We start from the raw sequence: 14,307 nt of genomic DNA, 5'->3' as shown, positions 1-14,307 counted from the left end.
TCGCAAGGGCCCCGAAGTCAAGCCCCAATCGCACACCCCAGGTCTTTCGTCGAGACCCGCGCAACCAACTCTCGCAACCGCAGCCCAACCAACAAAACGCAACCCACCCCGCTGGAACGCGACAGCCCACCCACGGAACCGGAACTAAGCGATCTTCGGCACCGGAGCAGCCGGCGCAGCCGCCACGCCAGGAACGTCCTTCTCCGCCAACCGTTCCGTCTTCGCCCAAGTGTTCCGCCCGGCGACATGCCGGTACAACGCCCGCAACGTGGACACGGACCCCAAAACCAAGAACCCCGGATAGACGAGCCCGACCAGCAGACACCGCCACAACGGTTCGTCGCCGTGCCGCACCCGGTGCACCACTCCCCAGATCAACCCGGGCAGCACCAGCGCGAGAAACCAGATCCCCAACGCCGGCAAGGCGTTCGAGCCACCGGCCGCGAACCCGCCGACCGAGTGCCCGCTGACCTGAGCGTAGAAGTTGACCCCCACCAACCCGGTCACCAGCAACGTCATCGGCGCGACCAACCAGGGCGTCAGCAGGTACTGCAGGAACTCCAGCAACGCCACCGATCCGACGTGCCGAGCCCGGACCAGCTTCGGCACGTACCCCAGGCACTGCAGGTTGCCCTGCCCCCACCGGGTTCGCTGCCGCAGCAACCGAGAAACGTCGACCAACCCTTGCTGCGTGATCGTCGCGCGCGTGGCGTACCGGATGCGCTGACCGGCCAGGTGCACGCGCAGCCCGAGCTCAAGGTCCTCGACCAGACAACTGGACCAAGGCGCCGATCCCAGGTCCATCAACGTCTTCAGGCGCACGAACTGCCCGTTGCCGCCCAGCCCGACGGTGCCGACGACGTCGCGCAACGACTGCGAGGCGTCGACGACGCAGCTGAACTCCAGGTCCTGCAGGAACGCCAGCAGGTTGGTGCGGTTGTGGATGCGCACCCGGCACTGCACGGCGCCGACGGACCGCTGGCCGAAGTACGCGCCGATCTCGGTCAGCATGCCCGGTTCGCCGCGGCCGTCGCCGTCGATGACGCCGACGATCGTGCGGTGCACGGTGCCGGCCTCCTCGGCGAGGTCGCGGATGTAGCGGAAGGCGTGGTTCAGCGCCTCGCCCTTGCCCTGGCGGGCGTCGGGGAGGGTGCGTCTCAACACGTGCAGGCGGTGGTCGTCGATCTGGGCCAGCACGTGCGGGGTGCGGTCGTCGGAACCGTCGTCGACCACGACGACCTGAACAGGGGTGCGGGCGCCGTCCAGGGCGAGTGCGGCGCGCACGGTGTTGGCTACGACACGTTCTTCGTTCAACGCCGGAATGACGATCCAGTACTCCAGCGGATGCCGGGACAGAACGTCCGATCCGCCCGGTTTCGGGCGCCACCAGACGAACGCCGCGAGCACCAGGTTGTAGCCGGGCCAAAACACCAGCAAAACCAGCATGAACGTCGCGAAATGTGTGGTGTCTGTCATAAGACAAACCTGTCTACAAAAGCTCCCGCGAGGGCAACGGCAGGGAGTACGAGGTGAGGTTGACGCATTTCATACCTGTGAAAAGCTACGGAGAGTGGGTTCGATATCCCAGACGGCAGGGCCGTGAGCTGGTCTTCGAGGCGAGACTAGAGCCAGCCGGGCGGGGCGTCAACCGGCCATATCGGGGACGAATAGACCTTAGTTGCACATTGCCCGCATTGTGATCACCGTTATGGCGGTACCTCTTCGAGGCGAGTACCAATTGATTGTCAGCGGAGATCGATCGCGACGGTGTCGGCGCATGTTCGCCGCGCGTGCCTGAAGAGTGCAAGAGGTAAAAAGATGGGACCAAGTGCCCTGGTGCCCGGCCCTCGGCAGTTCTGCTCGGAGGAGGTTCCGGAGGTTTTCCTGGTCGCGGGAACGCGTCCGGAAGCGGTGAAGATGGCCCCGGTGGCCGCCGCGATGTTCGCGGGCGGCCGCATTCGGCCGGTGCTGGTGAACTCGGGTCAGCACCCCGAGATGGTCGACCAGGCGCTGGAGTCGTTCGGCTTCGCGGCCGACGTCAGGCTCAAGCTCAACCGCGTCTCCGGCGGGCAGGCCGAGCTGACCAGCCAGCTGCTCGAGGAGTTCGACCGGCTGCTCACCGAACGCGCGCCCGGCGCGGTGCTCGTCCAGGGCGACACGACGACGACGCTCGCGGGCGCGCTCGCCGCGTTCTGGCAGCAGATCCCGGTCGTGCACCTGGAGGCGGGGCTGCGCTCGCACGACCTCACCTCGCCGTTCCCCGAGGAGGGCAACCGCAAGGTGGTCGGTCAGCTCGCGTCGCTGCACCTCGCCCCGACCGCGGACTCGGCCGCGCACCTCGCCGCGGAGTCGTTGCGGGGCAACAACGTCCTGACGATCGGCAACACCGTGGTGGACGCCGTGCTCGACGTCGCCGCCCGCCGCGCGCCCTACGGCGACGCGAAGCTCCAGGAGATCGAGAACCAGGTCCATCGTGGACAGTCGCGGCTGGTGCTCGTCACCACGCACCGGCGCGAGTCGTGGGGTGAGCCGCTCGACCGCGTGCTGCACGCCGTCGCGGACATCGTCGCCGCCCGTCCGGACGTCGAGGTGGTGCTGCCCGCGCACCCGAATCCCGCCGTGCGCCGCCAGGTTCTCGACGTGCTCGGGGGCGTCCCGCGCGTCACGATCACCGACCCGCTGCCGTACGCGCAGCTCGCCCGGCTGCTCGCGCAGTGCACGCTGGTGCTCTCCGACTCGGGAGGCATCCAGGAGGAGGCGCCGTCGTTCGGCGTCCCGGCGCTGGTGCTGCGGGACGTGACCGAACGCATGGAGGCCGTGAACTCGGGCTGTGCCGTCCTCGTCGGCACCGATCGCGAGCGCATCACGTCGCTCACCCTCCAGCTCCTCGACAGCCCCGCCGCGCGCGACGCCATGACCGCCGACGGCAACCCGTTCGGCGACGGCCTCGCCTCCGTGCGCACCGAACAGGCGCTGGCCTGGCTGCTGGGCCTGCAACAGCAGCGACCCGCCGAGTTCGCCCCCTACGCGGGCAGCGCCACCGTGCGCGCGCCCGGAGAAATGGACGTCGCATGAGCAGTCGACTCCGCACGGCCGCGGTGGGCGTGGCGCTCGCCGCCGCGCTGATCCCGGCGCCCGCCCTCGCGGCGCCGGCCCCGGGCCCGGCCGGCGAGCTCGTCGAGAACGCGTTACCCGCGCCGCCGAAGCCGCCGGCCAAGCCGGCGACGACCAGCCCGCGCATCGCCAAGCGCACGACGCAGCCCACCGCGGTGTCGTCGGCGGTCGGCACGCAGGCGGCCGGGACGAACGGCGGTGCCGCACCCGGTGCGAAGGCGACGCAGAAGACGTTGGTGCTCTACGACAACACCGGCTCGTGGGCCTGGCTCGGCGAGGCGTACGCGGTGCAGACGGGCAACCTCGTCTCGCACGGCAGCGCGTACGTCATGCACCCAGTCGGGTCCTACACCGCCGGTGAGATGTCGGCCTACACCGGCGTGATCTACCTCGGGTCGACCTACGACGAACCGCTGCCGGTCGCGTTCCTCGACGACGTGCTCACGAACACCAAACCGGTGCTGTGGATGGGGCACAACATCTGGCAGCTCACCGCCCGCGCGCCCAGCTTCGCCACCACCTACGGCTGGAACTGGGTCCAGTACGACTTCGGCGCCGCGACCACGGTCCGGTACGAGAACACCGACCTCGGCCGCAGCCCGCTCGCCACGCCGTCGGGGCTGATGGTCACCTCGATCACCGACCCGGCGATCGCGTCGGCACCCGCCGTCGCCACGGGCTCGCCCGCCGGCCCGATCAACTGGGCCACCAAGGCGAAGAACCTGACCTACGTCGGCGAGATCCCGTTCAGCTACGTCGACCACGGCGACCGCTACCTGGCCGCGGCGGACCTGATCAGCAAGATCTCGAACCCGGCGATGGCAGACCGCAAGCGCGCGCTCGTGCGCATCGAGGACGTCGGCCCCGACGCCGACCCGGCCGAGCTGCGGGCCGTCGCGGACTACCTGTACGCGCAGAAGGTGCCGTTCACCATCGCGGTCTACCCGCGTTACGAGAACCCGCTGGGCGCCGACAACAACGGCGTGCCGGAGGCGGCGAACCTCGCGCAACGCCCGGAGGTCGTGAGTGCGTTGCGGTACATGACCCAGCGCGGCGGCACGATCCTGATGCACGGCTACACGCACCAGTTCGGCGCGGTCGCCAACCCGTACGACGGCCGCAGCGGCAACGACTTCGAGTTCTACAAGGCCCACGTCGACGCGAACGACAGCGTGATCTACGACGGCCCGGTCGACGGCGACTCGGCGGCGTGGACGCAGGGCCGGATCAACTCGGCGACGACCCAGTTCGCACTGGCGGGCTTCCCGAAGCCGGCCATCTTCGAACCGCCGCACTACGCCGCGTCCGCCGCCGACTACCAGGTCATCCAGCAGAACTTCGGCAAGCGCTACGACCGCGGCCTGTACTTCGGCGGGTACTGCCCCGGCGGCGCGTGCGGCACCGGCGTCCCGCAGTACGACCGGGTCTACGGCCAGTACTTCCCGTACCTGGTCCGCGACGTCTACGGCTCCGTCGTGGCGCCGGAGGCGGTGGGCAACGTCGAGCCCGAGCCGTTCAACAACCACCCGGCCCGGCTGCCGGAAGACCTGGTGGAGACGGCGAACCAGCTCAAGGTGGTCGACGACGGTGTCGCGAGCTTCTTCTACCACCCGTACCTCGGCACGACCTACCTCCAGCAGACCGTCTCCGGGCTGAAGAACGCCGGCTTCACGTTCGTGTCCGTCGGCACCGTGATGGCGGGCTGACACCGGGATGAGGCGCTGGGCGTTCGCCGTGCTGGTCGTCGTGCTCGCCGGGTGTTCGGCGCCGGAGACCGACGAGGGCTGGGAGGTCACCGTCTACTACACGGCCGTCGAGTCGTTCCACAGTGGACCCTCGGCGCCGGTGCGCGGGTGCCCGGTCATCGAGTGCGAGAACGGCGACGACGTGCTCGGCACCTTCCCGGAGTCGTTCGCGAAGGCGGTGAAGGACGAAGGTACCGGCCGCACGGCGGACGGCCGGTACCTCAACTGGTCCCACGACAAGGGCTACTGGCTCGACACCGAGCCCCGCGACGCGTTCGGCAAGCCGCTCAGGCCGTTCGTCTCCGCGGCGGCGGACGGGATGCCGGCCGGGTCGCGGATCAGGCTCGTCTCGTGTGGACGGACGCCCGAGGGCGGGACCGTGGACGGCGCCGTGTGCCAGAAGCTCGCGGCCTCGTCCTGGGAGATCGCGGACGAGTTCACGCCGGGGCTCGGCGGGGAGAGGCACGTCGACCTCTACCTCGGTGAGGAGACCGGGCCGAAGTTCACCGAGAGCCCCTGGTACACGACGTTCTCACAGGCGGTGCTGGAGGTTCACCAGCCGAGCTGAACCGCCAGCTCGTGCGCCTTGGTGAGCGGGTTGCCCGTGCTCTGCCCCGGTTCCGGCAACGGGATGCCGGGGCAGCTCAGGTCCTTGCGCGGCACCACGCCGTCGACGAGGTACCGCTCGACGACGTCGTTCACGCAGGCGTTGGCGAGTCCGTAGATGCCGTGGTCACCCTCGTCCCGCACGGTCAGCAGGCGGGAGTTCGCGAACTTCGCGTGCGCTCGTTGCGCACCGGCGAGCGGCGTCGCCGGGTCGCGCACCGACTGCACCATCAACGCCGAGTCGACGCCCTTGCCGGTGGGGCGCTTGAGGTTCACGTCCGGCCGGTCCCACCACGCGCACGGCCCGGTGATCTGGTAGCCGCCGACGAGCGAGTTCTTCCTGACGCTCGCGTTGCCCTCGCGCTCCAACGACCTCCGGTCGCCGTGGTACGGGGTATCGTTGCAGATGATCGCCATCTGCGTGCCCATCACGCGGTCCGGGTACTGCTTCGGCGCCGCCAACGCCTGCACGCCGGGGTTCGCGATCATGCCGAACAGCTGGGCCGTCGGCTCGAACGCGTCCTTGCTGTAGAGGCCCGTGAAGATCAGGGCGTCCAGGACGACGGACGTGACGACGGTGCCGTCCGGCAGCGTGAAGGGCTGCTCGGCGAGCCTGGCGCGCGTGGACTCGTAGGTCTGGCGCACCTCCTCCGCGGTCTTGCCGAGGTGGAACACGCCGTCGTACTTCGCCACCCACGGCAGGAAGTCCGCGCGGAACCGGAGCTCGGCGCCGGGCGGGAGGTTGTCGAAGACCTTCTGCCACGACTCGGTGAACTCGGTGTTGGAGTCGAGCACGACCTTGTCGAGGGTCTTCGGGAAGTACGTGGCGTAGTAGGCGCCCATCCAGCTGCCGCCGGAGTAGCCGAGCCAGCTCACCTTCTTGCGGCCGATGACCTGCCGCAGCAGATCCAGGTCGCGCACGGTCTGCTCGGTCGTGATGTACCGGCCGAGCTCGCCCGACTTGGTCTGGCAGAACTTCGCCTGCAGCTCCATGCCGCCGTAGATCAGGTCGAGGTTCGCCCTGCTGCGGTCGCGCCAGTCCGCGGAGAGCCGGTGCTGATACTCGCCGCAGGTGACGTTGTCGCTCGCGCCCGTTCCGCGCACGTCGATGCCGTAGACCTCGGCGTTCTCGCTCAGCTTCGGCCGGTCCAGGAACACCATCGGCATCGTGCGGCCCTCACCGCCCGGCCCGCCGGGGTTGGTGAAGACGGCGCTCTTCGCCTTGCCGGACAACGGGACCGTGCGGCTGACCGCGATCGTGATGGTCTTGCCGTTGCGCGGGTTCTGCCAGTCCATCGGCGCGGTGAAGCTGCCGCACTGCAGTCGTTCGAAACCCGGCTCGTCGGTGCACTGCTGCCAGGTGATCCGCTGGTCGGCGAACGGCGTGCTCGCCGAAGCCTGCGGGACCACGATCAACGACGTGGCCACGGTCGCGGCGGCCACTGCCGCCAGGTGCTTCCTCATCGCGTTCACCACCCCAACTGAGTCGCGAGCTTGCGGGCCTGCTCCAGCGGACCGGCCGCCTGCTGACCCGGTTCGGGCAGCGGGACGCCGGGGCAGGACAGGTCACCGGACGGCGTCACGCGGTCGACGAGGTAGCGCTCGACGACGTCGTTGACGCAGGAGTTGCCGAAGCCGTAGATGCCGTGGTCGCCCTCGTCCTTCACGGTCAGCATCCGCGAGCCGGCGAACCCGGCGTGCGCCTTGCGGGCACCCTCGATCGGCGTCGGCGCGTCACGCTCGGACTGCACCATCAACGTCGGTGCGACCCCGATTCCGTTGGGGTGCTTGAGGTTCACGTTCGGCCGGTCCCAGAACGCGCACGGCCCCATGATCTGGTAGTAGCCGAGCAGCGGCCACTTGGCGCCGTCCGCGGCCGCGTCCCGTTCCAGGAACTTGCGGTCACCCCGGAACTTCGTGTCGTTGCAGACGATGCTGTTCAGGGTGGCGTTCTGCGCGTCCGGGTAGTTCGCCTGCGCGGTCAGCGGCGCCGGCAGCGTGCCGGCCAGTTCGGCGAGCTTGCGCGCGGTGCTGTCGAACGAGTACTTGCTGTACTGGCCCTGGACGAGCACCAGGTCCAGCGTGACCGGGTAGTACGTGCCCTCGGGCAGGGTGACGGGCTGCTCCGCGAGCTTCGCGCGCGTCCGTTCGTAGGCCTGCCGCACCTCTTCGCCGGTCTTGCCGAGGTGGTAGACGTCGTCGTACTTGGCGACCCACGGTGCGAAGTCGACGCGAAACCGGCGCTCGAAGCCCATGCCGAAGTCGCCGAACACCGTCTGCCACGGCGCGGTGAACTCGGCGTTGGAGTCGAGCACGATCTTGTCGAGCGTCTTGGGGAAGTAGGTCGCGTAGTAGGCGCCCATCCAGCTGCCGCCGGAGTACCCGACCCAGTCGACCTTCTTGCGGCCGATGACCTGGCGCAGCAGGTCGAGGTCCTTGACGGTCTGGTCGGTCGTGACGTACCTGCCGAACTCGCCGGACTTGGTCTGGCAGAACTTCGCCTGCAGCTCCATGCCGCCGTAGATCAGGTCGAGGTTGGCCTTGCTGCGGTCACGCGGATCGGTCGAGCCGAGCGTGTCGTAGCCGCCGCAGGTGACGTTGCTGCTGGCCCCCGTGCCGCGCACGTCGATGCCGTAGATCTCGGCGTTCTCGCTGAGCTTCGGGCGGCTCAGGTAGACCAGCGGCAACGTGCGCCCCTCGCCGCCGGGACCGCCGGGGTTGGTGAAGACGGCGGTCTTCGCGGTGCCGGACTTCGGTCTGGTCCGGCTGACCGCGATGGTGATCGTCTTGCCGTTGCGCGGGTTGTTCCAGTCCATCGGCGCGGTGAAGCTGCCGCACTCCAGCCGTTCGCCACCCGGCGGAAGTCCCGGCGTCCCCGGTTCGAAGCACTGCTGCCACTGGATCTGCTGTGTTGCCGACGCCTGTGGTGCGATGAGCAGAGATGCCGCTGTCGCGACGGCGAGTGCCGCCGCGATCGTCCTTCGTTGCATTCGAGCCCCCTCCAATGTGCTTCTAGCTCATCGGTTTCGGGGAACCTGAACATCGGCTGAAGGATGACGGGTTCGTACAACTTGGGTCTTAGCCCAACGCGGCCAAACGGCCATGACATGCGTAACGGACCCGTAGGTGGAACCCGGTGGCATCATCGGGGTATGGGGAGATCGGAAGTCGTCAACGTGACCGGCGTGGCCGGGGAAGAACGCATCGAGTTCGTGCTGGAGGTGGCCATCCACCCGTTCTTCATCAAGGTGGTGGAACCGGAGCACCTGGCGGCGACGATCGACGGTCAAAACGTGAAGGGACCGTTCGACGAGTTGCGGAAGCAGTTGCAGGACCGCGGGATCCTGTTGTGCTGCATGGGCGCGCGGCCCGACGTGTGGGCATCCGGGATGCTGGCTTCGTTCTCCGACGGCAGGGAGGCGTACCTGCACAGGGAAGGACGGCAGGCCACCAATGACGACGTGGTGGACATCTTCGCGCCCACCGACGCCTCGGCCGTGGTGACGCTGGAGGTGCAACGGGAGGCCTGGCTCGACGCGCACCCGCAGATCAAGGCCCGCCTGATCGCGAAAGGGGCCGTCCCCGCGCCGGGAACGGCCCCCTCCTAGTCAGTCCGGGACGTCAGCAGGACTGCTTGTAGAAGTACTTCGAGTTGGCGTCCGCGTCGTCCTTCGTGATGGCGACGAGGTCGGTCTCGATGTTGCGCTTGTTCTCCTTGCCGTCGATCGCCGCCACGGCCTGCTCGACGCCCTGCTTGCCGATCGTGGCCGGGTCCTGCGCGATCAGGGCCTGCACGGTGCCCGCCTTCAGGTCCTCGACCTGCTTCGGCGACGCGTCGAAGCCGACCAGGTTCACCGTGCCGGTCTTGCCTGCGTTCCGCAGGCCCGTCGCGGCACCCTCACCGGTGTTGAGGTTGGTCGCGAACACGCCGATCAGGTCCGGGTTCGCGGCCAGCGTCGCGGTCACCTTCGAGGCCGCGGTGGCGGGCTCGTTGTCGGTGTACTGCTGGCCGATGTACTTGAGGTTCGGGAACGCCTTGATGGCGTCCTCGAAGCCCTTGGCGCGCGCGTCGGTGGTGGACGTGCCGGCCTTGGTGTTGAGCACCAGCACCGAGCCGGACTTGCCGGCCGCGAGCTTGTTCAGCGTCTCGGCGGCGAGCTTGCCGCCCTGCTCGTTGTTCGAGGAGATCGACGAGACGCCGATCGAGGTGTCCTGGAGCTTGGTGTCGACCTCGACGACCTTGATGCCCGCGTCCTTGAGCTGCTTCATCGGGCCGGCCATCGCCTTGTCGTCGGTCGGCGCGATCAGCACCGCCGCCGGCTTCGACGCGAGGATGCCCGTGACGATCGGGGTCTGCTGGGCCGCGTCGAACTTCGCGGGGGCCTGCGTGTCGAACTCGTAGCCCGCGGCCTTCGCCGCCTCCTCGAAACCGCACTGCATCGAGATGTAGAACGGTTCCGCGGTGATGCCGGGGATGAGCACCATCTTCTTGTTGGCAGCGGCGCTGCCCGAGTTCGAGTCACCGATCTGCCCACCTCCACCACAGGCGGCGAGCAGGAAAACGGCTGAAACAGCCACTGCGGAGCGGATCTTCATTGGTCCAGCACCTTTCCTAACGTTGGTTGCGCGCCCGACGCCGTGTCTGGTCCAGCCACACGGCGGCCACCAGCACGATCGCCACGGCGATCGGCTGCCAGAACTCCCTGACCCCGATGATGACGAGGCCCTTCTCCAACACCGCCGGGATGAACACGCCGAAGACCGTGCCCAGCACCGAGCCCATGCCGCCGAAGATGCTGGTCCCGCCCAGCACGACGGCGGCGATCGCGTTCAGGTTGTCCGTCTCGTGGCCGGTGACGACCGCGACGCGGAAGAACGCGTTGCCCATGAAGCCCGCGAGGCCCGCGAGGGTGCCGGCGAGCAGGTACACCTTCGTCAGGTGGCCGCGCACGGAGATGCCGACGCGGCGCGCCGCCTCCTCGTTCGACCCGACCGCGTAGGTGTAGCGGCCGAATCGCGTGGTGGACAACAACAACGCGCCGAGTGCCGTGACGACGGCGGCCACGATCACGATGTTCGGGATGCCGAGGTACGTGCCGGAACCGAACGTGCGGTTCAGCTTGTCCGGGATGCCGGACACGTTGGACCCGTTGTTCAGCAACAGGGCCGCGCCCTGCGCCGCACCGAACGAGCCCAGCGTGACGATCAGCGGCGGGATCTTCGCCCGCGAGATCAGCAGGCCGTTCAGCAGGCCCCACACCGCGCCGCTGACGAGTGCGACGACCAGGCCGAACCCGATCACGCCCCAGCCCGCGTTGGTCGCGTCCCCGCCCGACACGGCGTTCATGGCGAGCGCTGACGACACGCTCGCGAACACGAGCACCGAGCCGACGGACAGGTCGATGCCGGACGTGATGATCACGAACGTCATGCCGACCGACAGCACCAGCAGCACCGCGGTCTCCGCGAGGAGGAACTGCAGCGTGGTCACCTGGAAGATCGCGTCCGGGCGGATCGCGCCGAACGTGGCGACCAGGACCAGCAGCACCAGGCCGATCCAGAGCGTGTTCGCGCCGGTCAGCCGCTTGAGCAACGGCGTGCGCCGCTCGTCCGGCAGAGATGACAACGTTGTCTTCTCATCAGTCATCAGGCTGCGTCCTCCTGGGTCAGCGCGCCGGTCATCGCGCCGACGAGTTCCTCGACGCTGGTGTCGGAGGCCTTGAAGCGGGCCACCCGCCGGCCGAGGCGCAGCACCTCGACGCGGTCGGAGACCGAGAGCACCTCGGGCATGTTGTGCGAGATCAGCACCACGGCGATGCCCTCGTCGCGCACGCGCTTGATCACGTCCAGCACGCGTTCCCGTTGCACCACGCCGAGAGCAGCGGTCGGCTCGTCCATGAACACGAGCTTCGACGCCCATGCCACCGACCGCGCGACCGCGACGGACTGGCGCTGACCACCGGACAGCGCCGCGATCGGCACGTCGATGCTCTGCAGCGTCGCGCCGAACCGGGTGAAGTGCTCGGAGGCCTGGTGCCGCATGGCCTTCTTGTCGAGCACGCCCAGGAAACCGAGGATGCCGGGCTTGAGGATCTCCCTGCCCAGGAACATGTTCGCGGCCGGGTCGAGGTCCGGCGCGACCGCGAGGTCCTGGAACACCGTCTCGATGCCCAGGTCGCGGGCGTCGTTGGGGGAGCTCAGGGTGAGCGGTTCGCCGTCGAACGTCAGCGTGCCGCTGGTCGGCTGCTCCACCCCGGACAGGCACTTCACCAGGGTGGACTTGCCCGCGCCGTTGTCGCCGATCAGCGACACGACCTCACCGGGGTAGGCGGTGAACGAGGCACCGCGGAGAGCCTCCACGGTGCCGTAGTTCTTCGTCAGATCACGAGCCTCCAGCAGCGGCCGGCTCATGGCGTCACATCCTCCACTTCGGACAGAACAGGCGGTCGGCAGCGGATCGCCACCAGGTCACCGGACAGTCCCAGTTCGCCTGCCGCGTGCGGCACGACCACCGTGCTGCCCTTGTGCACGTCCAGCCCGCCGAGCTGGCCCGAACCCTCCAGCACGACCAGCACGGCGAACGACGGCTCCAGCGCGAACGAGCCCTCGACGTGCAGGCGGTCGGCCTGGAAGAACGGGTTGGCGTCGGCGCCGAGCAGGTCGACCGACGGCGCCCACTTCTCGGACGTCTGGCGCACCAGCTCGTCGAGCTTGCCGCTCCACCCCTGGTAGTCGACGCAGTCCAGGGCGAGGTCGTAGCCGAGACCGAGGTGGCCGATGTCGCCGTTGGCGAGGAAGCCCTCCCACTCCAGCGTCACCGAGAAGTCGGTGGGCTGCTGGAGCTCGACGATGAACACGCCCTCGCCGATCGCGTGCGGCACCCCGGCGGGCACGAACACCGTGTCGCCCGGCCGGACACACACCGGGTTCAGCGCGTCGAGCATCGCCTTCGTGTCCTGCTTCGCGACCCACTCGGCCACCGTGGCCGTGGGCACGTCGTCGCGGAATCCGATGTAGACGGTCGGGTCCGGTCCCGTCGTGCCGACGACGATCCACGCCTCCGTCTTGCCGTGGCGGCAGTTCAGGTGCGACGTCGCGAAGGCGTTCGACGGGTGGCAGTGCACCGGCAGGCGCTGCCCGGCGTCGAGCAGCTTCACGAGCAACGCCGTGTCGCCGCCGAACTTGGCCGCGTGCTCCGCGCCGAGCCATCCGGTCGGGTCCGCCTTGACCGCGTCGCGCAGCAGCACGCCGTCTGGCAACGTTGTCAGTCCGGCATCGCTGCGCCCGTAGAGCGTGGTCGTCGACGCCACCCAGTCCTCGGGTCCGAAGTCGCCACTCGTCCCGCCGCGCAGCGCGGCGATCGCCTCGCCGCCGCGGTAGAACTGCTTCGGCTGGTTGGCGGGCAAGCTGACAGGCTGGTGGAGAACACCAGAACTCACGCGTGGACCTCCCCGGATCCTCGTGGCACCAAGCGCACCGGCAGCACGACGCGGCGCGGTGGTGAGTTGTCGCCGTCCAGTCGGGCGAACAACAAATCGGTGGCCGCCTTGCCGAGCGCGCTCGCGTCGTGCGCGATCACGGTCACCGGCGGCGACAGCAGGTCAGCCAGTTCGAAGTCGTCGAAGCCCACCAGCGCGGGCCGTTCCGCGACGCCCGCGAGCGACCGCAGGATGTGCACGGTGATGCGGTTGTTGCCGGCCACGATCGCCGTGGCGGGCTCACGCATGCTTTGCAGTCTTTGCAGCGTGGTCGCGACGCTGCTCTCGTCGTGCGGCCCCATCGCCACGAGCTCCTCGTGGTACCCGATCCCGGCGCGCACACACCCCTCGCGATACCCGCGAAGCCGCTCGTTGGCGGTGAAGATGTCCGGCGCGTCCCCGAGAAACGCGATCCGCCGATGCCCGTGCGCCGCCAGATGAGTGACCGCCTCGACGGTCCCGCCGATGTTGTCCACCAGCACCGTGTCGGCGACGACGTCACCGGCGGGCCGGTCCAGGAACACCACCGGCGTCCCGGCCCGCATCTCGGGCACCAGGTAGCTGTGCTGCAACCCGGCGGGCACGATCAACAACCCGTCGACCCGGCGGCTGCAGAACTCCAGCGCGAGCTCCCGCTCCCGCCCGGGATCCTCGTCAGAGGACCCGGAGATCACCTGTCTGCCCCTCAGTCGGGCGATTTCCTCGACAGCACGCGTCACACCGGAGTAGAACGGGTTGCCGACGTCCTCCAGCACCAGCCCGATCGTGCCGGTGGACGACCCCCGGCGCAGGTTGCGGGCACTCAGGTTCCGCCGGAACCCGAGCTGGTCGATGGCCGCGAGCACGCGCTCGGCGGTGGACGGGTGCACACCCGGCTCGTCGTTGACCACGCGCGAGACGGTCTTGATGCTCACGCCCGCGAGCCGCGCGACGTCGTTCATCGTCGCGCGACGTACCTTGCGCTGACCGGCTACGGGCCCGCTGGGGGACAACGTTGTCATAGTGGCCGTATCTCACCCCGGCTTTACGCCGATGTCAACAGTTCCTCACCGGTAAAGACCCCGGCCATTCCGTTGCGCTATGTCCAGAACAGGACAAGAGCCCCCGCCGGTCTTGACCTTGCCCGTGTGCGCTCCGCAGTCTCTTGGTGACGGACAGCGTTGTCGGAACCGCTGCCCGTCCCGAAGGCCCCCGGGCCGGGGTGCGCATGCGGCGGCGGTTGCACCCCGGCCCGGTCCCTTCCCCTCCACGGCAGGCTGACGCAGGCGTCCCCTCGCGCGCAGGACCCCCCGCGACCCAACGTACTCAGCAGGTCTGACACCCCGGCGGGTTGAGCGCAGTGGTCCGAGCGAGGTTGCCAGCCG

At 68.8% G+C, this 14,307-nt stretch carries 12 protein-coding genes; 4 read left to right on the top strand and 8 right to left on the bottom strand.

Annotated elements, in window-relative coordinates; translation table 11 throughout:
• Positions 1 to 144: 144 nt before the first annotated feature.
• On the bottom strand, positions 145 to 1,476 hold the full coding sequence (locus tag ACFWNN_RS34175) for a glycosyltransferase family 2 protein (protein ID WP_382444078.1): 1,332 nt from the start codon (positions 1,474 to 1,476) through the stop codon (positions 145 to 147).
• A gap of 342 nt (positions 1,477 to 1,818) precedes the next feature.
• Here ACFWNN_RS34175 and wecB point away from each other — a divergent pair, with 342 nt between their 5' ends.
• Genes wecB through ACFWNN_RS34160 form a run of 3 tightly spaced genes read left to right on the top strand, consistent with a single transcriptional unit; the run spans position 1,819 to position 5,427 of the window.
• Positions 1,819 to 3,075: a non-hydrolyzing UDP-N-acetylglucosamine 2-epimerase gene (wecB, locus tag ACFWNN_RS34170; RefSeq protein WP_382444077.1), complete on the top strand. Its 1,257-nt coding sequence runs from the start codon at positions 1,819 to 1,821 to the stop codon at positions 3,073 to 3,075.
• Positions 3,072 to 4,820 (top strand): DUF2334 domain-containing protein, encoded by a 1,749-nt coding sequence (locus ACFWNN_RS34165; protein WP_382444076.1) that lies wholly within the window; start codon positions 3,072 to 3,074, stop codon positions 4,818 to 4,820. The genes wecB and ACFWNN_RS34165 overlap by 4 nt, the downstream gene beginning before the upstream one ends.
• 7 nt (positions 4,821 to 4,827) lie before the next feature.
• Entirely contained in the window at positions 4,828 to 5,427 is a 600-nt protein-coding gene (locus tag ACFWNN_RS34160; RefSeq protein ID WP_382444075.1) for a hypothetical protein, read from the top strand.
• On the opposite strand, the gene ACFWNN_RS34155 is transcribed toward ACFWNN_RS34160, so the two are convergent.
• A complete protein-coding gene (locus ACFWNN_RS34155; protein WP_382444074.1) occupies positions 5,412 to 6,929 on the bottom strand; it encodes an alpha/beta hydrolase in 1,518 nt (505 codons plus the stop codon). The genes ACFWNN_RS34160 and ACFWNN_RS34155 overlap by 16 nt on opposite strands.
• 5 nt (positions 6,930 to 6,934) lie before the next feature.
• The gene (locus tag ACFWNN_RS34150) at positions 6,935 to 8,455 is read right to left on the bottom strand and encodes an alpha/beta hydrolase (RefSeq protein ID WP_382444073.1); all 1,521 of its coding nucleotides are present in this window, start codon (positions 8,453 to 8,455) and stop codon (positions 6,935 to 6,937) included.
• A 162-nt stretch (positions 8,456 to 8,617) separates the two neighbouring features.
• On the opposite strand from ACFWNN_RS34150, the gene ACFWNN_RS34145 reads away from it, so the two are divergent.
• The gene (locus ACFWNN_RS34145; RefSeq protein ID WP_382444072.1) at positions 8,618 to 9,073 is read left to right on the top strand and encodes a hypothetical protein; all 456 of its coding nucleotides are present in this window, start codon (positions 8,618 to 8,620) and stop codon (positions 9,071 to 9,073) included.
• A 13-nt stretch (positions 9,074 to 9,086) separates the two neighbouring features.
• Here the strand turns inward: ACFWNN_RS34145 and ACFWNN_RS34140 are convergent, their stop codons facing one another.
• Genes ACFWNN_RS34140 through ACFWNN_RS34120 form a run of 5 tightly spaced genes read right to left on the bottom strand, consistent with a single transcriptional unit; the run spans position 9,087 to position 13,884 of the window.
• A complete protein-coding gene (locus ACFWNN_RS34140) occupies positions 9,087 to 10,061 on the bottom strand; it encodes an ABC transporter substrate-binding protein (RefSeq protein ID WP_382444071.1) in 975 nt (324 codons plus the stop codon).
• A 16-nt stretch (positions 10,062 to 10,077) separates the two neighbouring features.
• On the bottom strand, positions 10,078 to 11,112 hold the full coding sequence (locus ACFWNN_RS34135) for an ABC transporter permease (RefSeq protein ID WP_382444070.1): 1,035 nt from the start codon (positions 11,110 to 11,112) through the stop codon (positions 10,078 to 10,080).
• Positions 11,112 to 11,876 (bottom strand): ATP-binding cassette domain-containing protein, encoded by a 765-nt coding sequence (locus tag ACFWNN_RS34130; RefSeq protein ID WP_382444069.1) that lies wholly within the window; start codon positions 11,874 to 11,876, stop codon positions 11,112 to 11,114. The genes ACFWNN_RS34135 and ACFWNN_RS34130 overlap by 1 nt, the downstream gene beginning before the upstream one ends.
• Entirely contained in the window at positions 11,873 to 12,871 is a 999-nt protein-coding gene (locus ACFWNN_RS34125; RefSeq protein WP_382444068.1) for a class I mannose-6-phosphate isomerase, read from the bottom strand. Before ACFWNN_RS34125 ends, ACFWNN_RS34130 begins: the two co-directional genes overlap by 4 nt.
• A 29-nt stretch (positions 12,872 to 12,900) precedes the next feature.
• A complete protein-coding gene (locus tag ACFWNN_RS34120; protein WP_382444067.1) occupies positions 12,901 to 13,884 on the bottom strand; it encodes a LacI family DNA-binding transcriptional regulator in 984 nt (327 codons plus the stop codon).
• Positions 13,885 to 14,307: the final 423 nt, after the last annotated feature.

Origin of the sequence: Lentzea sp. NPDC058450, assembly GCF_042721395.1 — a bacterium.
In the GTDB taxonomy this organism is placed as follows: domain Bacteria; phylum Actinomycetota; class Actinomycetes; order Mycobacteriales; family Pseudonocardiaceae; genus Lentzea.
This window is presented reverse-complemented; position numbering and strand designations above follow the sequence as displayed.